At 50.0% G+C, this 3,268-nt stretch carries 4 protein-coding genes and 1 pseudogene; 2 read left to right on the forward strand and 3 right to left on the reverse strand.

The window, feature by feature from the left end; all coding sequences use genetic code 11:
- Nucleotides 1-167 precede the first annotated feature (167 nt).
- Genes ABYP73_RS12470 through ABYP73_RS12480 form a run of 3 tightly spaced genes read right to left on the reverse strand, consistent with a single transcriptional unit; the run spans nucleotide 168 to nucleotide 2,499 of the window.
- On the reverse strand, nucleotides 168-1,379 hold the full coding sequence (locus ABYP73_RS12470; protein WP_372946044.1) for a multidrug effflux MFS transporter: 1,212 nt from the start codon (nucleotides 1,377-1,379) through the stop codon (nucleotides 168-170).
- A gap of 34 nt (nucleotides 1,380-1,413) precedes the next feature.
- Nucleotides 1,414-1,551, reverse strand: coding sequence for a hypothetical protein (locus ABYP73_RS12475; protein WP_372946045.1), 138 nt, complete (start codon nucleotides 1,549-1,551; stop codon nucleotides 1,414-1,416).
- Nucleotides 1,552-1,557: 6 nt separating this feature from the next.
- Nucleotides 1,558-2,499 carry a DUF6268 family outer membrane beta-barrel protein gene (locus ABYP73_RS12480; RefSeq protein WP_372946046.1) on the reverse strand — a complete coding sequence of 314 codons (942 nt, stop codon included), beginning with the start codon at nucleotides 2,497-2,499 and terminating at the stop codon, nucleotides 1,558-1,560.
- 113 nt (nucleotides 2,500-2,612) lie between these two features.
- Here ABYP73_RS12480 and ABYP73_RS12485 point away from each other — a divergent pair, with 113 nt between their 5' ends.
- Both ABYP73_RS12485 and ABYP73_RS12490 read left to right on the forward strand, forming a co-directional pair.
- Complete coding sequence (locus ABYP73_RS12485; protein WP_372974550.1) at nucleotides 2,613-2,990, forward strand: hypothetical protein; 378 nt, start codon at nucleotides 2,613-2,615, stop codon at nucleotides 2,988-2,990.
- A gap of 8 nt (nucleotides 2,991-2,998) precedes the next feature.
- Nucleotides 2,999-3,268: pseudogene (locus tag ABYP73_RS12490) on the forward strand (hypothetical protein); the annotation flags it as partial.

Here is a 3,268-nt window from a genome sequence, read left to right on the forward strand (position 1 = left end):
AAGCTAGCTTCCTTACTGCGGATCACATGGTCCCTCTTGTTGAAAACACCGAGGTCCATAGCCAGAAAGACGATAATGAGGGAAATAAACGCGACCCAGATCAGCATTCAAAAATCATTAGGCGGTAAAGATAAGAATACTGCTTAGAATGTTTCTAAGCCGGGGGGTCAATTTCCGTGTTTTGCGAACCTTTTTGACAGGTAGAAATACCCCAACAAGGCATAGGCTATCGTTCCACAAACCAAAAAGCCCAGGAAGATAGGCAGGATGCTTACCTTCACGTAACTTCCGATAAAGGCGCTAATAGGTACGGCCATCACGGTAGCCACGCAACCGGTAATGGCTGATCCGATCCCGGCGATGTGCCCAACCGGTTCCATGGCGAGGGCCCGCAGGTTGCCAAACACAAAGCCCACGGCGAAGAATTGCATCCCGAAAAACCCAAGAGCCACCCACCAGGTGGGATTTCCCTGTCCGTAAAATAAGATCACATACAGCAAAGGAACCAGGATATAACATCCCAGTGCAACGGTCACCAGGCGCAGCATCCCAAAGCGCAAGACCAGGGTTCCGTTCAGCAAGGTCGCGGTTCCTATGGTGATCGCCAGGCAGGCAAAAATATAAGGGAAGGACTCCTTCATGAGGTACTGATCCTCAAACACTTGTTGTGCCGTGCTGAGATAGACCAGAAAAGAACCCGTGATAAAGCCCCAAATAAAAGTGAAGATCATGGTCTGTCGGTAATTCAGCAGCTCCTTGTACCCGTTGATAAAGACACTGAAACGAAAGGAATTTCTCTTCTCAGGGACCAGGGTCTCCGGCTGACGTCTCCAGAACCACAGGGCTACGAGGATTGCGAAAGCCACCTGTACATGGAAAATTGCCTCCCATCCCATGGCATCTAGGATCCACTTCCCAAGGGTGGGAGCTACGATGGGTACCAGGATGAAGACCACGACCACAAAGGACAGGATCCGCGCCATCTGGTCTCCGCTGTACTTGTCGCGTATCATGGCTACGCTGATGGTGCGCGGAGCTGAAAGTGCGACCCCCTGCAGGATCCTTCCGGCGATCATGGTCTCAAAATGATCCGAAAACACGCAGAGGAAACTCGCGAAGACAAATAAACCGAAACCTATGTAGACCACAGGCTTTCTTCCCACGCTGTCTGAGACAGGCCCAAAGAGGAGGGGCCCGACGCCCAGCCCGAGGAAGAACAGGGTAATGAGCATCTGGTTCTGGGCAAGGCTGGTAGTACCGATGTCCCGGCCAATGAGGTCGAGTGCCGGTAGCAGTGCATCCAGGGCCAGGGCGGCGATGGACATAAGGGCTGCCATCAACCCGACAAATTCCAGCTGGGATTTCCTTTGGATTTTCACCCGCCAAAAGTAGGGTTTTCCTTCAGATTATTCCTCAGAACACTTCGAAGACATATCCGAGGAGCCAATAAAGGAGCAGGAAAACAAAAATGGTCCCGATGCAGCCGCAACGGCCGCCACCGATCTTCTTGGCGCCGTACCCTGCGACGATGGCACGAATGAGATTTTTCATATTTCTTTATTGTGGAAGCTTTGGATCCGACTTAAAATTAAACCGGTACACCATTTCCAGTTTGAACTGAAAACTGTCGCGAATATCCTGGTTCAGGATCTCCCTCTCGTCCCCGAAGAAGATCCCCACCAGAGACAGGTCGATCTTTTCATCATTTTCATAAACCTTAAAGTTACGAAAGAAGGCATACCCGAGTTTCGCCCGTAAGAGGATACTAGGGGTAAGGTCATATTGTCCGTAAGCGTACAGGTCATTCGAGACTCGGGTCACGTAATGATCCGGATACCCGGGATTCTGTATACTGAAGGAGGTGCCCAGTCCGTCGAAACGCAGGCCGGTGGAGGTGCGCTCCCCAAGTCGGTAGTTGAGATCTATCCTAGCCGGAGCAAAGACGTCGGCTTCAAAACGATCGTCCGGGCTTTTGTAATATACCCCAAGAATAGGGACCAGCAGCAGACCAAACTCTTCTTTGTTGGCATACAGGCCATAGGAATACTTCAGTCGCACATCCCTTTTACTCGTCAGCAGGGCTACCGCTCCGATCTGGTTGCCTTTACGGAAGCCGCTTGTAAAATCCGAAGCTACCTTAGGAATCAAGAGAAAGGTTGCAGACCATCGTTCTGAAAACACATGATTCACGCCAAGCCTGAGACTTATCGAATAAAGGTCAGTATCTGGTTCCGGAGAGGGGATAAGTTCCACCCCGATCTTATTGCTGCTCAGACCAAATAGCAGGGCCGTATCTTCATTGAGGACAAGGGGAAGATCGAGGTTCAGGCTCCATTCCTGAATAGACGTGTCCCGGTCTTCATCCAGGACATTGCTATTGAAGGAGGTAGTGTAGGAAACAGATGCCAGATCCAGGTATTCCTGGGCCCTTCCAAAAGGAATAAGCCCAAGCCAACAGCAGCATATCAGGACATAGCGGTGAGGTCTGGGCACTTTCATGGCCCGCAAGATACTTCTTTTGGGAAAGTACCATGTAAATAAAAACACCCGTTTTCCGGACTTGTCGTAACTTAGGGTATTCCCAAAGTGGAAGGTGTAATGCATAACAACCTATGAAAATCAGGATCAAAGGGAATTCTATCCGTTTCCGCCTCACAAAATCGGAGGTGGAGGCCCTCTGCAGAAATGGGAAATTCAGGGAAGAGACCCGTTTCAAATCAAACATATTTTCTTACTCGGTAGTGAGATCGTCCAGGCCCGGAATGCAAGCAGAGTTTACAAAAGACGGGGTCACTCTGTACGTAAACGAGGATAGGCTCCTGGGGTGGGAGACCAACGAAAAAGTGGGATTTGAAGAAATCGTGAACACGGGGGATGGTTCCTCGCTCCACTTATTGCTGGAAAAAGATTTTGTTTGCCTCGACCGGCGGGAGGAAGACCAGTCGGATAATTACCCCAATCCCAAACTTGAGAAAGAAGACATGGTCTAAGCCCGAATATGTCACAAAAAAAACAATTCACAGAACGCAACGTATCCCATCGCGGACCCGATGACTTTTCGGATCTTGAGGTCAGGGAACCAACGCGTATTGCTGCTGGCACCCAGGGGATTTACCAAGCATTAAAGCACAGCTTTAAAGAAATGGGTGTAATACGCTCTTTTCCCGCACTTTTTAAAATGAATCAAAAGGATGGTTTCGATTGCCCAAGCTGTGCCTGGCCCGATCCGGAAAGTCCGTCTCCCATTGCCGAGTATTGCGAAAACGGG

This window comes from Muriicola sp., assembly GCF_041567615.1.
In the GTDB taxonomy this organism is placed as follows: domain Bacteria; phylum Bacteroidota; class Bacteroidia; order Flavobacteriales; family Flavobacteriaceae; genus Muriicola.